We start from the raw sequence: 17,366 nt of genomic DNA on the forward strand, positions 1-17,366 counted from the left end.
AAATCCCCTCCGTCTATTCATCCTTCTCTATCACTTGAAGTTTATATCCATCCGGGTCTTGTACCACAATACTCTTCTCACTTTTGTTTTCTGTGTATGCGATTTTATAAAATACTAACCTCTTCTTTACATTCTCTATGTTAGAAATTGAAAACGTTAGAACATCAACTGAGTCCGTAACACTCTTCTCACGCCCGCCCAAACTGCGCTTCATAATAAAACTAATTCTCGTTGAGTCAGCATCATACCAAACCCCTGTTACATCTAATTGAGGTCTTTCTAAACTAGGTTTAATTCCTAAAATCCCTTCGTAAAAATACAAAGTTTCCTTTAAGTTTTTCACTTCCAATACAATGAATTGTTTCACATTCTCCACATTCATTCCCCCCGTACCTATTACTTTTTTATATGTGTCATAAATGCCTATTATGTCTGAATACAATACGTAGTAATGAACACTTAAGGAGGTTTATTCGTGAATAAATATATGAGATCATTCGTGCCCTATCATAGTCCTCTCGATCCCTGTCCTCCTATTGGAAAAAAATATTATTCTACTCCTCCTAATTTATTTTTAGGCTTTCAACCGCCAAACTTACCACAATTCACACCAAAAGAAGCACTACAAAAAGGGACTTTATGGCCTGTTTTTTATGACTATTATGAAAATCCTTATAAAAAAGGGCGGTGACTACTGTCGTGAATCAATCGCTACCAGAAGAATACTATAAACTTTTACTGGAGCTTCAAGAACTGGACTTTGTACTAGTTGAACTCACTCTTTATTTAGATACACATCCAGATGACACCGCTGCGATTAATCAATTTAATGACTTTTCCTATAAACGGAGAGTATTAAAACAAAAGATGGAAGAAAAATACGGACCACTCCAACAGTTTGGAAACAGCTATTCTAATGCCCCTTGGGAATGGAGCAAAGGTCCTTGGCCATGGCAAATATAAAGGAGAGAAACTATGTGGATTTATGAAAAGAAATTACAATACCCAGTTAAAGTGGGAACTTGCAATCCCGCACTTGCAAAATTATTAATCGAGCAATACGGTGGTGCAGATGGAGAATTAGCTGCTGCGCTACGTTACTTAAATCAACGTTATACAATTCCTGATAAAGTCATTGGCCTACTTACTGATATTGGTACAGAAGAATTTGCTCACCTTGAAATGATTGCTACGATGGTTTATAAGCTGACGAAAGATGCGACCCCTGAACAAATGAAAGCTGCTGGTCTTGACCCTCATTACGCTGATCATGACAGTGCTCTTCATTACCATAACGCTGCTGGTGTTCCATTTACTGCAACCTATATACAGGCTAAAGGTGATCCAATTGCCGATCTATACGAGGATATTGCAGCTGAAGAAAAAGCACGAGCAACATATCAATGGCTCATTAACTTATCCGATGATCCAGATATAAATGATAGTCTACGCTTCTTACGTGAACGTGAAATCGTTCATTCACAACGTTTCCGAGAAGCGGTTGAAATTTTAAAAGAAGAACGCGATAGAAAAATATATTTTTAATACACGTATCCTAGCGATATGTGTTTTTTTACGTTAAAAGTTAAATCCTTCCTATTAAACATATAAATAGTATATTTATTCGATTTAATGCATTATTTTTTAATATTTTCAAAATTCCCTATTGCTTTCTAGTCATCAGACCTTTAAAATAATAACAGTTACTCGACAAATTGTTTGAATTTTCGACAAAAACACTCATTAGGAGGATTTTCTTTATATGCATACAACTTTAAAACCAGCGCAAATACTTTCGATTAGTTTATTACTATTCGCAGTTTTCTTCGGTGCTGGTAATATGATTTTCCCGCCCCTTCTCGGTCTTTCTTCCGGAGAAAATATGTGGGTTTCCATTACAGGTTTTATTATTACAGACGTCGGTTTATCTTTACTTGCTATCGTTGCTGTTGCCCTTGCTGGTGGTAGTTTTAACACTTTAGCGAGCCGTGTTCATCCAAAATTCGCAGCAGTATTCGCTATCATTATTTATCTTTCAATCGGCCCACTATTTGTTATTCCACGAACTGGATCTGTATCTTATGAAATCGGGATTGCACCACTTTTCCCAGATCAATGGTATTCTATGTTAGTTTTTAGTGCGATTTTCTTTACATTCGTTTACTTCTTATCATTAAATCCATCCAAGCTAGTAGATCATATCGGTAAAATATTAACGCCAATTTTACTTGTAATTATTGCAATTATGGCAACAAAAGCGATTCTTTCACCAGGGACGTTTGCAGAACCTATCGGTGACTATAAAGACATCCCGTTTTTCAAAGGATTTCTTGAAGGATTTTTAACGTTAGATGCAATTGGGGCTCTCGTACTATCAACAATTGTTGTAAATGCAATTCGTCAAAACGGTATACAAGAGAAGAAATCTATCGCGAAATATACAATCATTTGCGGAAGTATCGCTGCTCTATTCTTAACAATTGTTTACTTCTTACTCGGTTATATCGGAGCTTCAAACGGAAACTTAGGACAATTCGAAAATGGTGGGCAGCTATTAGCTACTGTTATGTATCAATTTTTTGGGACAAGCGGTAATATTTTATTAAGTATCGCCATTATCTTCGCTTGTTTAACAACGGCAATTGGTGTTGTAAGTGCATTTGCAAATTACTTCACAACAGTGCTAACAAATGTTTCATACAAAAAGCTTGTACTATACGTTTGTATCTTTAGTTTCGTTATTTCAAACTTAGGATTAAGCTTATTAATTAAAATTACTTTACCTGTATTAATTATTTTGTACCCAATTACGATCATTTTAGTTTTCGTATCATTTATCGATAAATATACGAAACGTAAACCTTCTGTCTACATTGGAGCGATGATCGCAGCGTTTATTATTAGCTGTATTCATGCACTTGATAATGTGGAAATGATACCAGATTTTATCGCTAATATCGTACACACCATTCCTTTTTATAACTTAGGAATTGGCTGGATCATTCCAGCAATAATCGGTGGTATAATTGGATACTTTATTCCGCAAACAGAAGCTGCAGGTGAAGTTTCTACAAAATAAAGAAAAGAAGCAAGCATGAAATCCATGCTTGCTTCTTCTTTCTCTTCACATCGTATGTTTAAAAGTAAATAACTCTTCTTTCGACTGCACAACAGATTGTTCCTCTTCTACATCTTTCCTCTTTCTCTCCCCTCCTAATCTTACTTTCAACATTGCCTCTTCTATACTTTTCACAATCATATTTCCTGAAAAAATAGTTAGCCCGAAAAATGTAATTGGGACGAGAGGAATCCATGGATGCACTGTTAATGATCTAAAGTATACTCCAATTAAACCTGACCATTCATTCGTATAAGATTCCACCTCTTTTATAGGTCCACCAAACGTAACAGTCCCACCAAAGAACACTTCAAGTAATCCTAAGTGCAGTAAAATAGTAAGAGTCTGCGTAAACTGCTGAAGAAATACGAGTATAAAAGTCATATAGAGATGCGGAAAAATATGTTTTATAACAATACGTCTTCTCGATCCGCCTAATATGCGCGCGGCATCAACAAATTCTTCCGTTCGCAATTTACTAACTTCCTTCGCAACATACAGTGCAATAACTGGCATTACAAGCAGTACAAGTAATACCACTTGAAACGAAGCCCTTTCAAAAAAGGTTGTTGTCTCCTCTCCGCTTCCAAATGCATTTGCAGATTGAAGAAAAAAATACGCAATCATAACTGTCGGAATAACTGTAAAACTATCAAAGAAAGCCTCAATTTTTGAAAATCCTCTTTTTATATACGTTCCGAGTACGACACCGAAAAACACACCTATTACCATTCTAAGTGCCGCAATTAAAATAGATATACCAATCGTCCACTTCGCGCCCTCAATGACTAAATGTAACAGGTCATACCCTTTCCGGTCTGTCCCGAGTAAAAATTGGAATGAAGGTGGAAACGGTGGCACTTGTGGATTTTCATCCACATCATATTGCAATGTAATTTGTCTAATATGTCCATCATTCCATAACGTATTTCCGATGCTCAAAAGAACTAATAGGAGAAGAAACCCAATGCTTATCCAAAATCTTTTATCACGTTTTATATACGTCCACATATTATAATCTCTCCTTCATCGCAGCCGGAATGAGATAATGAAACAATTTAAATAAAATAAAAATCGGAATATATATAAGAAGCACACTAACGATGAAAACCTCAACTCTAATACCGAAATACGATTTCAAAAACATAAAAATACCACCCGTATTAAAAATCCATTCTATAATATATAAATTAGATAACATAAAAAAGATATTCGTTTTCGCAAAGAATAATGTACTAAGCAACACATTTCGTAAAATATGACGATTTAAAATATGAAAGCGCCCCAGCCCTTTCGCCTTAGCAAATAGTACATAATCTTTTTCTAGTTCATTTTCAAAACGAAGCACGACCATTTTTACAAACATAATCGTAGTCGGGATGCTCAAACACAATATTGGTAACCCTCTAATCGACTCGCCTCCAATTGACGCAATTTGAAAAGGTAAAAAACCTGTTTGTTTAAAAAACCATACAACTAAAATTTGTGATACTAAAATAAGAAGGATATCTGGAATGGATTCTAGGAAGATAAGAAATGATTTAATTCGATGTTGTATACGCGTTGAACTACTCATAATGACATAAACAATGCAAAATGCTATAAATAATGAAATGAAAAAAGCAGCTAAAAAAATAATAATCGTTTCTTTATAATGGACGAACAGCTGTGGAAATAAAAATTTACCTTTCACATATTGCAAATTGGAAATATCCATTAAGTTCACAAACACTTCTTTTAAACTCTGTATGTACTCTGATGCATGCAGCTCAAATCCATAAAATAATTTCGGCAGTGCTCCTAAACAAATAATCCCCAAAATCGAAATAAGAAATTGAATCGTCACTTCCATCCCATTCAAAAATACCTTTTTGACCATTTTCGCCCTTCTCTCTCTATAATTTACCTCTTGATTTTATTCTTAATTTTGTGAATTGTAAATATTTTAAAACCAAAAAATCACTAGGCTATGATCCTAGTGATTCTTTATGCGCATGCCTTTCTCTTTTCGCAAACGGCATATACAAAATGAAACATCCAATAAGCGCAGCTATTTCTAATGAAATAATATAGTAAGGATGCGGCCCTAACATATCGAGTAATGAAGCTGTTTCTGGCTTATGAGCTAAAAACATATAATTACCACCTGTTTTGTAATTCACAAACGAAACAAGCGGAATCAATATGTTTAAAAGTATCATCGTACGCTTAATAGATTGCAAGGTCGGTCTATAGCCTTCCACCCAAGTCATAAAGAGTGGTGCCCAAATGAGCAATACATGCGCGCTAAAATATTCAATGAAACGAAAATGCGGAAAAGCATATTGCAAATTTGGTGTTAAAATGGCTTGTGATGCACCAATAATTCCCGTAAAAAATACAATCTCATATATTCGATAACTTTTCGTTACAATCATAATCGACGCTAACAATAAACTAATTGTACATAACTCAAACGGTAATGAAGTAGCTAGCTCAAAAATCCCCGCTTTCCACTCCCACATATGAAGCCCAATTTCACTACCTATAAATAAAAATGCAATCGCATATCGAACCGTTATATTCCACTCATTTTGACGTAATAAATCTTGGTATTGATACAGAAAAAATATCCCCACCAACATAATAAATAATATAATGGCATGTTGCCTTGAGTATGGAATAAACGGTTTTAATGGGTGCGCACTAAAATAAGCTTCCATCTTCCTTCCTCCTCTCCTTCATACAATATTATTGTAAGAAAGAAACAACGAGTCAATTCATTTGCTTACAATAGGACAACCTCTACCTTACATTTACATATTCATACCTTACAAAACTGTAAGGTTATTGTAAGCTAAAACGATTTGTCAGATTCTTCACCTCTTCTATACTTAATGTAGATACTAAAACGAACGAAAAGGTGATAAATAGATGAAAAAGAAAAATAAGGTGTTAATTACTAGTGTAGTAGCAATCGGAATTGCAGCTGGATCATACTTTGCATTTGCTGGGGGCGGTTCAGAAGTAGCAATGGCATATAGCGGATATAAAGTAACTGAAAAACAAATCCAAAACGCGCAAAAATTTGGTGGCGAAGTTATTCCAAATGGAATTGAAACTATTTCATTCGATCCAACAAAAGGAACATATGAATTAGCTGTTAAAAAAGGCGATGAAGTGAAAAAAGGTCAGCTTCTATTTAAATACAATGATCCGACTGCGAAACAAGGTATAACAGAAGCAGAAATGCAAAAGAAAATCGCACAAAAAGAAGTAACGTTGTTCCAAAAACAAATTGATGCGGCGAAACAAAAATTACAAAAAGATAAAAATGCAGGCCTTCCTGCTGAAGCATTAAAAGCATCAGAAGTTGAAGTTGGGCAATTAGAATCACAACTTGAAATGAAAAAGTTTGAAGTTGAAAAAGCTGATGAAATGATTAAAGCAGCAAAAGAGAAAGTAAACACTCTTTCTGTAACAAGTCCTGCTGATGGCGTAATTGATGATATCGTAAAAACTGCTGACGAAAAAACAGGTATGAGCGGAATTACTCTTCGTCACGCTGGTCAATTTAAAGTAAAAGGTCAACTTTCTGAATATGAGCTTGCTAGTATGAAAGTTGGGCAAGAAGTAACTGTTTCATCAAAAACTGTCGCTGGTAAGACTTGGACAGGAAAAGTAACAGAAATCGGTTCTACACCATTAAAGAGCATGGATGAAAATAAAACTGTTTCTAACTATCAATTCACTGTCACATTAGATAATAGTGACGAATTACAAAACGGCTTCCACGTTTACGTAACAAGTAAATCTGGCGAAGCAACTGGTACAATTGTTCCGAAAAGCAGTATCGTGAAAAAAGGTGACAAAAATGTTGTCTTCGTTGTAAAAGACGGTAAGGCGAAAGAACAAGCAGTTACTGTTGAATTCGAGACTGATAGCGAAGCAAAAGTTTCTGGAGTGAAAAAAGGAGAGGAAATTATCTCTAAACCTGAAAAAGACTTAAAAGATGGTATGGAGGTTGTCGCCCAGTGATTAACTTAAAAGGCATCACAAAATCCTTCCAAAATGGTGCAGAATCCGTTCAAATATTACACGGAATTGACGTAACACTGAACCAAGGAGAATTCACTTCTATTATGGGACCTTCTGGTTCTGGTAAATCAACATTAATGAACATTATCGGTTGCTTAGATAAACCGACGACAGGTACGTACGAACTAGCCGGTCAAAATATTTCAAACATGACTGAAACAGAACTTGCACACGTACGTAATAAAGAGATCGGATTCGTATTCCAAAACTTCATGTTATTACCGAGACTTACAGCGCTTCAAAATGTAGAACTACCTCTTATTTACGCTGGAGTCGATAAAAAAGAAAGACGCGAGCGCTCATTAGCTGCTTTAACAAAAGTCGGTTTAGCTGATCGCGCTACTCACTTACCGAACGAATTATCAGGTGGACAAAAGCAGCGTGTCGCTGTTGCACGTGCAATCGTAAATAACCCAAAATTCATTTTAGCCGATGAACCGACGGGAGCACTTGATACAAAAACAAGCACACAAATTATGGACCTCTTTTACGAATTAAATAAACAAGGCTCAACAATCATTATGATTACCCATGACCGTGAAATCGGGGAAGCTGCAGCACGTCAAATTGTAATTCGTGACGGAAATATCGTCCAAGATTGGAGAGGTTAATTTTGAATACGAGTGAAAATATACGCATGGCCCTTTCCTCTATCTTTGCTCATAAAATGCGTTCTATTTTAACGATGTTAGGTATTATTATCGGTATTAGTGCCATTATTACTATCATTTCAATGGGTGATGGTACAAACGCAAAGTTTAAAAAAGAATTAGGCCAAGGAAAAGATAACGAAGTAACGATTTACTACAACAATCCTGATTACGGAACAGATAGTGCCAAAATCACACCTGATATGCTAAACCGTCTGCAAACTGTACCAGGCGTTAAAGATGTGTATCCAGACGTAAGTATGAAAGTAAAAGCATCTGCTGGTTCAAAAGATGTAAATCTTGATTTAAAAGGTGGAACAGGCGCCTTTATGACAGATTCGAAAATAAAATTAGTTCACGGTCGTGAATTAAATGACAGTGAACTAAACCAAGCAATCCCTGCTGTTATATTAAATGAAGAAGCTTTCAACAAATTATTTAGTAGTGGTTGGGAATCAAATCAATACACAGATATAAAAGGAAAGCCGTATAAAATAGTTGGTGTATACGAAACGAAAAACGACTTTGGAATGCCTATGCCTGAAGGTTATACATCACTTGAAAATGCGCCTGTCATTTCAGGAGTAAATGAGTATGACTCTGTAAGATTAACAATGACCTCTCCGACAGAACGTAAAAGTGTAGAAAAACAAGCCGTTTCTGTCTTAAACGAAATGAAAGCTCCTAAATTTGAGCACAAATTCGAAGCACAAGACTTAGGTGAATTTACGAAACAACTAGACGAATCAATTGGTATGATGAAAATGGTATTTGGTGGTATTGCTGCTATCTCCTTACTTGTTGGTGGTATCGGTGTAATGAACATCATGCTCGTATCTGTAACAGAACGTACACGGGAGATTGGTATTCGTAAAGCACTTGGTGCAACACGTGGTAAAGTATTAACACAATTCTTAATCGAATCTTGTATTTTAACAGGACTTGGTGGTTTCATCGGATTCATGCTGGGTATTTTCTTCGCTTGGATTGTCTCAATCTTTGCTGGATGGCCACTCGTTGTCTCAAAAGAACTTGGACTTCTTGCAGTAGGTATCTCAATGTTAATCGGTATTATATTCGGTTTACTACCAGCTAACAAAGCTGCCAAACTGGATCCAATTGAATGTTTACGATATGAATAAACAAAAACGTAGGAGTTTACACTCCTACGTTTTTTATTTATCTACTAAATTGAGTTTCTTCTATTATATATGTTTCACGTTACAACTATCATTCTAATACTCTTCATTATTTATAGGTACTAAGGCTATTATCTAATTCTATTATTGCAAAAATACTATGTAATAGACGAAAATCAAGGCGTAATTTTTTCCATACTTCGACTGATTTTGTAACAATTATATCGATATTTTATTAAATTTCACCTCATTTATATATTTTCACGCCTAAAAATATTATCGTTTTATAACTAAATTTCCATTCAAACAGTAAAATACGCTACTTTCGTAACGCTATAGATATCACTCAGAAATATTACTGTAACATTATTAACGTTAAAGTAATTGAAATACTACTCATTTTGTGTTTCATATGCCCTGATACGCCAAAAAACAACAAGGAAGCGCTATCAGGATATTTATGGAATTGTTACAGAATATTAATGCCCCGTTACGAAAGCTTTGTAATTTTATGTTTTTCGCAAATAAGAAAATAATGGTTGCTATAATGAGGTCAACGAAAACAAATGCAATGGAGGCTATTATGAAAAAATTTATGGGTATAGCAACAGCAGCGGTTTTTGGTCTTGGGATTTTCACAACATCTGCTAAAGCAGAAACAATCGTAACGACTGACGTACTAAACGTACGAGAAAACCCAACTACTGAATCAAAAGTTGTAGGAAAATTATTAGATGGATATAAAGTAAATGTTTTACATACAGAAAATGGTTGGTCAAAAGTTCAATTGAATAGCGGTAAAGAAGCTTTCATAAGCGCTGACTATACAAAAGACACTTACTACGTAACAGCAAACGTATTAAACGTACGTGCTGGAGCAAACACAGACTCAGAGATTCTTGGTAAGTTGAAAAAAGATGATGTAATTGAAACCACACACCAAGTACAAAATGATTGGATTCAATTTGAATATAACGGAAAAACAGCTTATGTTCATGTTCCTTACTTAACAGGTAAAGCACCAGTTAAAGTTCAACCAGTAGCTAAAGTTGAAAAAACGACTACAGTTCAAGATACAGCTAAAGCTCAGGAAGTAGCTAAAACTCAAGCTAAAGCTCAAGAAGCAACTAAAGCTCGCGAAGCAGCTGAAGCTCAAGCAGAAGTTAAAGCTCAAGAAGCAGCTAAAGCTCGTGAAGCAGCTAAGGCTCAAGAAGAAGCTTCAGCTCAGGCAGACGCTGAAGCTCAAGCAGAAACTAAAGCTCAAGAAGCGGCTAAAGCTCGTGAAGCAGCTAAAGCTCAGGAAGCAGCTGAAGCTCAAGCAGCGGCTAAAGCTCAAGAAGCAGCTAAGGCTCAAGCAGAAGCTAAAGCTCAGGCAGATGCTGAAGCTCGTGAAGCAGCTAAAGCTCAAGAGGCAGCAGTTGAAGCTCGTAAAGCAGCTAAGGCTCAAGAGGCAGCTGATCGTGAAGCAGCTAATAAAGTTCAAAAACCAGCTACACAACAACCTGTTGCAAAAGAAACTGAGAAAAACACACAATCTTCTTCTCGTGAATTCCAAGTTGTAGCAACAGCTTACACAGCAGATCCACTTGAAAATGGTTATAAAGCAGGCGACCAAGTAAAATCAGCTTTAGGTCATAACTTAACAGCTAATCCAAACATGAAACTTATTGCAGTTGATCCAAGTGTAATTCCATTAGGTTCAAAAGTATGGGTTGAAGGTTACGGAGTAGCAATCGCTGGTGATACTGGTGGAGCTATTAAAGGTAATAAAATCGACGTTTTAATGCCAGATAAAGGTACATCAAGTAGCTGGGGACGTAAAACAGTTACAGTTAAAGTATTAAACTAGTTAGTAAAAAAGAGTCAGTCTCATCCTTGAGGCTGGCTCTTTTTTATGATTCTTACATTCTTTCTTTCTCTTGAAAGTAAGTAATGTTATCTCGAAGCCACTTCCTCTCCGACATAAACAAGTTTCCACGTTTTTTGTACACTTTATCAAATATCTTTAAAACTTCTTCATGATTAGCAAACTTATGTAAGAAACGAAGAGCAATGATAATCTCTGCTTCATCCGTAGGCTCTACTTCATTTTTACGTCTTCTAGCAACAATTTTATTCACACGTTCGCAAATTGGTCTCATTGCCATTTCGTCGCCATACGTATAAATAGCTCGAACAGCTTCATATTTCACCATCACATTTCTATCCTGTAAAGCTTCAATATAAACTATTTGCAAGTCCGATCCCCCTATTTTTGCTAACACCTCAATAACAGTTGAACGAACATAGGCACTATTACTATATAAAAGCTTTGTTAACGGCAGAATCGATTGATTTGTTCCAATCTCAAGCAAGGTATAACAAATATTTGTAATCTCATCTTTATTTTCTTGAGTATCCAGCAACTTTAGTAAAGCACTCTCCGCTTCTAATGATTTACATAACTTTAAGGAAGAAACTGCCCAAAAACGAACACTATCGTTTTTATGGTAAATATACGGAATAATTTTATTTGTATCACTTACTTCTGGCAATGTATAAATATTACTAAGCAGTTCACTTAACAAAGTCGGGTTTTGTTCACATTCCAAACAATCTATAAGATAATCAGCAATACTGATCTCTTTCGTATTAATAGCAAGTTTCGTCATTACATAATACATATCTTTCTTCATTGCTATTTTTTTTGCTTTGGTTACCTTCTGCTGTAAATAAGGAAACGTTAATAGGTCATCTAGCTCTTTTGCTTCATCATAAGCACGATGCCTAACCTCTGTATCTTCATCAGCCATCCGCCTTAATAAACTATCTATATACCCTTCCATCTCATTCTCTCCCGTCCAAATTAAGCCTATCTCTTTGCATTCTATATACGATAGACTACTATATCAACAGAAAAAAGAGAATGCCCCAGCATCCTCTCCTTCTCTTCTCTATTCCACACAAGTAAACTGCGTCCAAGCTCCTACATAATCTAGTAAGAATAACTCCTCTTCCGCAATTGTACCGACGATATTTTTCCGTTCATCTATCGGCATTTCTTTCAAGATGATTTGCAGTTCACCTTTATACTTTCCGAATGAGTTATTACCAATTACAACTTGCCCTCTTTCCTGTAGCACACTTTCGCGCACTGGGAAGTCATAGTCTTTGTACTTTTTACGCACTTCTGTAGAACGTACCATATATTCTGTTATGTCACCGCGCCTTACATGTAATTCTTGCAGCGTGGCTCTCTTTTCTACTTCAGTCGCTTCGTCTACAAAGTGTACCTTTAGCTGTAACATGTAGCGATTTAAGTTTCCTAGTTTCTCTAACTCTTCCTCACTCGCATAAGCATTTCCGATAATGACATCATCGATTAGCCCTGTTGCCCATAAATGCTTCGCTTGTACTTCAATTGGTAAATTACGATGCTCTTCTAACGTACATAATCCGTCGTTAATATCCCATGGACCGATGTTTGCGGCATGTGATGTAATAAAAGCTGCACTGCGAATACCATGCTTTTTAAAGCGTTCACTACAGCGAATGAAATAATCGTACGGAAGACCAGTGAATTTTTGCGGATAAAAATTATGGCAACCAATTAAAGCTGATTTATTCGCTTGATGCGAAAGAATATTTTCTAAGTACGCAATATCGTTACTTACATTTAACTCAATTTTTAAACCGTACGGATTATTCGTCATTTTCGCTTCCGTTAATCCGTCAAAACCTACATCTAAACGAATACCGTCTGCGCCTAACTCTGCGAAAAATGATAGATCGCTATAACTAATACCAAGCTGATCAAACACAGCCGGAGCTACATCTAAAATAACTTCCATATCGTTATCTTTCGCATGATTAATAATTTCTTTAAATTCAGCTACAATTTCTTCTTTCGGACGATTCACAGATAACAAACAAGTAAATATTCTTGAAAAACCGTGTCGTGCCGCTGCGGAAATATAAGCCATATCTTTTTCTTTCGTTGAATGTTCTGGATAAAGTGAAATTCCTAATTTACGCTCCATGCTTTTGCATCTCCTTCACACGTTGTATTAATGCCATGCTCGTAAATCTATATTTTGCAGATAAACACGTTGCACATAAAATTGTCGGTACAATAATTACGTACGGTGATTGCAATCCTAACATTACATATGCACCCATTGAACAACCGATAAATAAAACTGATACTAATAGTAACACTAATAAAGATTTACTTTGTACCCATTTCGAATAATGAGCAATACACTGTCCGACCACGAATGTAATTAAGATGATAATTGCTCCGAGCATTCTGTTTTCTCCTCTCCTGCTAATTGTTGTTTCTCATACATTTTGAAGAATGGATAGTAAATAACGAACGAGATAACAAAGTTAACAAGTACAAGTACACCAGCCATAATTGTCCAGTCCGTACTAATCACCGCTGCAATTGGTGCTAACATCGTAAATGGCAGTTTCGCCATCATAAGTGGAATCATACCTGAAACAACTGCGAAATATGATACCGTCGTTGTCACTAACGGTGTAATAACGAACGGAATAATTAAGATTGGGTTCATTACAATTGGTGCACCGAAAATAATTGGTTCGTTAATATTGAATAAGCCTGGCACGAATGATAATCTACCTAACTCTTTTAAGAACTTAGATTTAGAGAACATAAACATAATAACTAAAGCTAACGTTGATCCTGATCCACCAATCCATACGAACCATTGAATGAACTGCTCTGTAAATAAGTTTGGTAACTGATGTGCATTTCCTGTAGCCGTGAATACTTCCATATTTTCAAGAATTGCTGAATCCCACATCGGACGAATAATTGGTCCTAAAATCGCTGGTCCATGTATACCGAATGACCAGAAAAACACGATTAAGAATACTGTTAATAAACCACCGAATAAATTATTTCCTACTAATACTGATTTTAATGGTGCGATTAAATATGTGATTGTTGTATTCACATCAAATTTCAAACCGTAGCGAATGCCCCAGAATAAAAGAATAACTGCTAATGTTGGAATTAATGCTGCAAACGAATTTGAAACTGCTGGTGGTACACTATCTGGTAATTTAATCGAGATATTATGCTTAATCATAAAATGATAAATTTCTACTGCAATTAATGCTGTAACAATTGCGCCGAATAAAGACGTTGCACTTAATGTTCCTACTGAAATATATCTCCCTGCATCAATAACACCTGGTACAGCTTTCGTAATTTGAATTGGTTCAACTGATGCTAGTAAAAAGGCGAGTACAGATAATAACCCTGCACTTAACTGATTGAGCTGATAAAAGTTCGCGAGCGAAGCCCCTACTCCAAATGCTGCGTATAATGCCATTAGTCCTACTGTAAATCGAAATGGAATATCTAAAATATGGCGAAACGGTGCAATCCATTCCATATATGCATCAATTGGTAAATTTAAAAAGATAACGAAAAATGATCCGACGATCGTTAACGGTAATGTAGAAATAACTCCGTTTCGAATTGCTAATAAATGTCGTTGTCCTGCAATTTTTTGCGTTGTTGGCATAATCTTTTGTTCCATAAAACTCATAAACCCATTCATCAATAGCCCTCCTCTTTCTCTCTACTATAAAAGAACGAAATAAACTTTATAACATTATAATGTTTATATTTAAAAAGATATAATTATGCTAAAACTAATTGTTCTGCTTGCTTAAGCACTTTCAAACCATCACACATACCATAATCTCGTTGGTCTATAATCGCAACTGGTATGTTGTATGAATTTGCAAGAAACTCTACAGCTGGAAATAAATATTTCACCTGTGGGCCAATTAAAACGACATCGGCTTCCTTAATTTCAAGCTTCACTAGTTCTGAATCAACCGCCTTAATTTTATAATTCTTCCCCTGTTTCTTTGCCTCTTCTTGCATTTTTCTTACGACCATACTCGTTGACATACCTGCTGCACAACATAATAAAATGTACATCTTATACGGTCACTTTCTCTTCTACTCGTTTATGAAGAGCAATAAACTCTTCAGCCAGTTCTTTCACTGTAATTGCATTCATTAAATGATCTTGTGCGTGCACTAACAGTAAACTAATTTCTGCATGATTTCCTCTTGCCTCTTCTTGAATTAAATCCGTTTGAATACGGTGCGCTGCTGAAATTTCCTCACTAGCAAGTTTCATCTTTTCACCGGCATTCCCGAAATCTCCTTGTCTTGCAAAAGCAATTGCTTCAAGCGCCGCGCTTCTCGCATTGCCACCATGTAAAATTAACGCAAATGGAGTTTGCATATCAGCCATTTTAAATTCCCCCAAGCTATATGTTTTCTATATTTTTATCTTATTATGAAAACGCATACAATTAAACATAAAAAACTTCCGTTATGTAACGGAAGTTTTTATATACTTTTTCAAAATGATAATAAAATTTCTTGAAAATCTTCAATTACCTCAGTCTGAGTAAGTTTCTCTATCGTAGTTTGACTAGACATAATATCATATAAAAAATCATAAAGCCTTTGCAAATCTTCATTATTATTGCGCTTTACACTAAATAAAATAATTACTTGTACTTTTTTATCTCCCCAATCAACAGCCTTTTCAAGTGTGCAAAACATCAAAAAAGTTTCCTCACTTAATAACTGCATCGGATGCGGAATCGCAACTGAATTCCCAACCGCTGTCGGAGACGTATTTTCTCTCTCCATAACAGAAGCATAAAAGTTTTTTGGTACATAGCGTTTCTCAGCAGCTTTTTCACATAAAAACTGAATAACATCCTCTTTCGTAGAAGCATTATGATTTAAAAAGATTAAATCTTCCTTAATATAAGGCTGCACACTAGTATTGACATGCGTAAACAACCGCTGACCAATCGATTTAATCTCTTTATCATCAAATATTGAATTCACTTTTATAACTGGAACAGGCAAGCCACTCGGTATATGAATCGTACTAATAATACAATCTATTTTTTCTTTATAAAGATCTTCTACTTTCAATTGATAATAGCCTGTAATACCTACAATCTCTAATTTATCTCGGAACTGTGATAAAATTTTATATTTTAATAGTTGTGCACTTCCTTGACCAGTCGCACAAACTAATAAGCATCTTTTCTTTTGATTCTGCTCCTGCAAACGGCTCATCGCTCCGCCGAAGTGAATTGCAATATAACCAATTTCACTTTCAGGTATCGATTCACCCGTATATTCACCAATGATATCTCCAACGAGAACCGCAATTTCAAAAGCATACGGATAATTCTTTTTCACTTCTGCCAAAAGAGGATTTCTCGTATTTAGCTTATACTTCAAACGATTTAATAACGTTTTTAAATGAATACCAAATCCAAATAATAATTCTTCATCATAATAAAAAATAAGATTCCGTTCTTCCGCTACTTTAAAAAGAATATGTTGCATAAATGCATATATATCTTTCCCTAATAGCTCTTCTACATTTTCATAGCGATCTCTCGTTGTAACAGCAGTACTTAATAAATGCATCGTCACATATAATACTTCTTCTTCTGGAAATGAAAATTTCAACTCTTTCTCTAAATCTCCTAAAATCTGCTTCGCAATTGTATATTCTTTCTTTAGTATAAGTTCTGATTGCTCCGCATGCAGTCCTTTCATATAATGTTGACTTTGACAACGCTTTAATGCGATTGCAATATGAATGACTAAATTATCAATTTCTATATCAGATAAATATATTGTTCCGCCTTCAATATACTTTAATATAATTGAACGAATGAGTGATATATGAGGTAGCGATAAATATGTCTCCGTCTGCTCAAATTGCTCATGAAACGGAGTATGATCATAACGCGGTAAACCATATTGTGATAAACAAGAACGAATATTAAATTCCTCTCCAACAATACGTATACCATAATACGGTCTCTTCTCAATTTGTAATTCATAGCAACCACATATATCTGTAACATCTTTCATAATTAAATTGACCGTTGATTTGCTCACATACATCTCTTCCGCTAATTCTGAAAGCTTCACATATCCCTCTATCATTAAAACACGCTGCAGAATGTACGCTATTCTTTCTTCATAAGAAGTTGGGATCTTTTCCATCTGTTTTTGAAATAGACTCACACAAAAGTCTTCAAATTTCTTCTTTTGTATAATTTCTAATTCGTACCCATTCCCTCTTTGCGATTCGATTTTCGCTCCGTTTTCTTCCAATATATCATTTAATAATTTTATATCCTTTTGAATCGTCTTCGTTGATACATGTAAACGGCCCGCTAAAAAAGCTCGATTTAACATCGATTTCTCTTCTAAAAATTCCTCTAAAATAGAAATTAATCGCTGATGCACCTTTGTCATAGCTCTTCCTCTCGCTCTTTATATATAAAGGGGGAAAAGCTGCTGAA

The 17,366-nt window shown here is 35.4% G+C and carries 19 protein-coding genes; 8 read left to right on the top strand and 11 right to left on the bottom strand.

Annotation, left to right across the window (positions count from 1 at the left end; all coding sequences use genetic code 11):
- Positions 1–13 precede the first annotated feature (13 nt).
- Positions 14–382 (bottom strand): VOC family protein, encoded by a 369-nt coding sequence (locus ES895_RS20850; protein ID WP_044129442.1) that lies wholly within the window; start codon positions 380–382, stop codon positions 14–16.
- A gap of 93 nt (positions 383–475) precedes the next feature.
- Here ES895_RS20850 and ES895_RS20855 point away from each other — a divergent pair, with 93 nt between their 5' ends.
- From ES895_RS20855 to brnQ2, 4 genes are all read left to right on the top strand, one after another.
- Entirely contained in the window at positions 476–691 is a 216-nt protein-coding gene (locus ES895_RS20855) for a spore coat associated protein CotJA (protein WP_001046257.1), read from the top strand.
- An 8-nt stretch (positions 692–699) separates the two neighbouring features.
- On the top strand, positions 700–963 hold the full coding sequence (locus tag ES895_RS20860; protein ID WP_001076509.1) for a spore coat protein CotJB: 264 nt from the start codon (positions 700–702) through the stop codon (positions 961–963).
- A 12-nt stretch (positions 964–975) separates the two neighbouring features.
- Positions 976–1,545 (top strand): spore coat protein CotJC, encoded by a 570-nt coding sequence (gene cotJC / locus ES895_RS20865; protein ID WP_000265274.1) that lies wholly within the window; start codon positions 976–978, stop codon positions 1,543–1,545.
- A 217-nt stretch (positions 1,546–1,762) separates the two neighbouring features.
- Entirely contained in the window at positions 1,763–3,079 is a 1,317-nt protein-coding gene (gene brnQ2, locus ES895_RS20870; RefSeq protein ID WP_000557551.1) for a branched-chain amino acid transport system II carrier protein BrnQ2, read from the top strand.
- A gap of 45 nt (positions 3,080–3,124) precedes the next feature.
- Here brnQ2 and ES895_RS20875 read toward each other — a convergent pair whose 3' ends face one another.
- From ES895_RS20875 to ES895_RS20885, 3 genes are all read right to left on the bottom strand, one after another.
- Positions 3,125–4,129 (bottom strand): ABC transporter permease, encoded by a 1,005-nt coding sequence (locus tag ES895_RS20875; protein WP_135238616.1) that lies wholly within the window; start codon positions 4,127–4,129, stop codon positions 3,125–3,127.
- A gap of 1 nt (position 4,130) precedes the next feature.
- Positions 4,131–4,997 (bottom strand): ABC transporter permease subunit, encoded by an 867-nt coding sequence (locus ES895_RS20880; RefSeq protein WP_000239674.1) that lies wholly within the window; start codon positions 4,995–4,997, stop codon positions 4,131–4,133.
- Between the two features lie 88 nt (positions 4,998–5,085).
- Complete coding sequence (locus tag ES895_RS20885; protein WP_135238617.1) at positions 5,086–5,820, bottom strand: YwaF family protein; 735 nt, start codon at positions 5,818–5,820, stop codon at positions 5,086–5,088.
- Positions 5,821–6,031: 211 nt separating this feature from the next.
- Here ES895_RS20885 and ES895_RS20890 point away from each other — a divergent pair, with 211 nt between their 5' ends.
- The 4 genes from ES895_RS20890 (at position 6,032) to entC (ending at position 10,833) form a co-directional block, all read left to right on the top strand.
- Entirely contained in the window at positions 6,032–7,135 is a 1,104-nt protein-coding gene (locus tag ES895_RS20890) for an efflux RND transporter periplasmic adaptor subunit (protein ID WP_000728827.1), read from the top strand.
- Complete coding sequence (locus ES895_RS20895) at positions 7,132–7,806, top strand: ABC transporter ATP-binding protein (protein ID WP_000609104.1); 675 nt, start codon at positions 7,132–7,134, stop codon at positions 7,804–7,806. Before ES895_RS20890 ends, ES895_RS20895 begins: the two co-directional genes overlap by 4 nt.
- 26 nt (positions 7,807–7,832) lie before the next feature.
- Positions 7,833–8,987 (top strand): ABC transporter permease, encoded by a 1,155-nt coding sequence (locus ES895_RS20900; protein WP_001986269.1) that lies wholly within the window; start codon positions 7,833–7,835, stop codon positions 8,985–8,987.
- Between the two features lie 457 nt (positions 8,988–9,444).
- Positions 9,445–10,833 (top strand): cell wall-binding protein EntC, encoded by a 1,389-nt coding sequence (gene entC / locus ES895_RS20905; RefSeq protein ID WP_114159633.1) that lies wholly within the window; start codon positions 9,445–9,447, stop codon positions 10,831–10,833.
- A gap of 52 nt (positions 10,834–10,885) precedes the next feature.
- Here entC and ES895_RS20910 read toward each other — a convergent pair whose 3' ends face one another.
- The 7 genes from ES895_RS20910 to ES895_RS20940 form a co-directional block, all read right to left on the bottom strand.
- Positions 10,886–11,809 carry a HEAT repeat domain-containing protein gene (locus ES895_RS20910; protein WP_061654739.1) on the bottom strand — a complete coding sequence of 308 codons (924 nt, stop codon included), beginning with the start codon at positions 11,807–11,809 and terminating at the stop codon, positions 10,886–10,888.
- 108 nt (positions 11,810–11,917) lie between these two features.
- Positions 11,918–13,003, bottom strand: coding sequence for a DUF871 domain-containing protein (locus tag ES895_RS20915; protein ID WP_061654740.1), 1,086 nt, complete (start codon positions 13,001–13,003; stop codon positions 11,918–11,920).
- Positions 12,993–13,271, bottom strand: coding sequence for a hypothetical protein (locus tag ES895_RS20920; protein ID WP_000900048.1), 279 nt, complete (start codon positions 13,269–13,271; stop codon positions 12,993–12,995). The genes ES895_RS20915 and ES895_RS20920 overlap by 11 nt, the downstream gene beginning before the upstream one ends.
- Positions 13,247–14,557, bottom strand: a complete 1,311-nt coding sequence (locus tag ES895_RS20925) for a PTS sugar transporter subunit IIC (protein ID WP_001013053.1) — start codon at positions 14,555–14,557, stop codon at positions 13,247–13,249. The genes ES895_RS20920 and ES895_RS20925 overlap by 25 nt, the downstream gene beginning before the upstream one ends.
- An 83-nt stretch (positions 14,558–14,640) precedes the next feature.
- Positions 14,641–14,946, bottom strand: a complete 306-nt coding sequence (locus ES895_RS20930) for a PTS sugar transporter subunit IIB (protein ID WP_000275642.1) — start codon at positions 14,944–14,946, stop codon at positions 14,641–14,643.
- Position 14,947: 1 nt separating this feature from the next.
- Complete coding sequence (locus tag ES895_RS20935) at positions 14,948–15,268, bottom strand: PTS lactose/cellobiose transporter subunit IIA (protein WP_000774631.1); 321 nt, start codon at positions 15,266–15,268, stop codon at positions 14,948–14,950.
- Between the two features lie 110 nt (positions 15,269–15,378).
- Positions 15,379–17,319, bottom strand: coding sequence for a BglG family transcription antiterminator (locus ES895_RS20940; RefSeq protein WP_061654741.1), 1,941 nt, complete (start codon positions 17,317–17,319; stop codon positions 15,379–15,381).
- Positions 17,320–17,366 lie beyond the last annotated feature (47 nt).

The organism is Bacillus sp. 007/AIA-02/001, from assembly GCF_004634455.1.
Lineage (GTDB): Bacteria > Bacillota > Bacilli > Bacillales > Bacillaceae_G > Bacillus_A > Bacillus_A cereus.